This window comes from Mesorhizobium sp. M1E.F.Ca.ET.063.01.1.1 (assembly GCF_003998155.1).
Taxonomy (GTDB): Bacteria; Pseudomonadota; Alphaproteobacteria; order Rhizobiales; family Rhizobiaceae; genus Mesorhizobium.
Map to the genome: position 1 here is coordinate 1 of NZ_RZSC01001647.1, position 428 is coordinate 428.

2 pseudogenes are annotated in these 428 nt (G+C 64.5%); one reads left to right on the forward strand and one right to left on the reverse strand.

Going from position 1 to position 428, the window contains the following annotated elements:
* A pseudogene (locus tag EOA29_RS40230) lies at positions 1 to 256 on the forward strand (short-chain dehydrogenase); the annotation flags it as partial.
* 9 nt (positions 257 to 265) lie between these two features.
* On the opposite strand, the pseudogene EOA29_RS43670 reads toward EOA29_RS40230, so the two are convergent.
* Positions 266 to 428: pseudogene (locus tag EOA29_RS43670) on the reverse strand (low affinity iron permease family protein); the annotation flags it as partial.

The window sequence follows — 428 nt, forward strand, 5'->3', positions numbered from 1 at the left end:
CACCTATACCGGCCTGACCGAAGGCGCGACCGAGAAGCCGGCCGGCGCCTGGACGGGAGAGCAGGTCATCGACTTCATGCTCGCCTCGCTCAAGCGCGGCGATTTCTACATCCTTTGCCCCGACAATGAGGTGGCGCGGCCGACGGACGAAAAGCGCATGGCCTGGGCGATTGGCGACATCATCGAGAACCGCCCTGCCCTTTCACGCTGGCACCCTGACCACAAGGACGCCTTCGCGACCTTCATGAACGGCTGACGGTCGGGCTCAAGCGGCAGCCTGCTTCTTCGAGCCGGGCTTCGGCGTTACCGCCTTCTTGGCGGCGGCGTCGGCGATCTTTCGATCGTGGCGCTTCGCCGCCTGCTCGCATTTGGCGCGGATCTCCTCGACTTCCGATTCCGTCAGGTGCTCGATGCCGATGAAGTGGTTG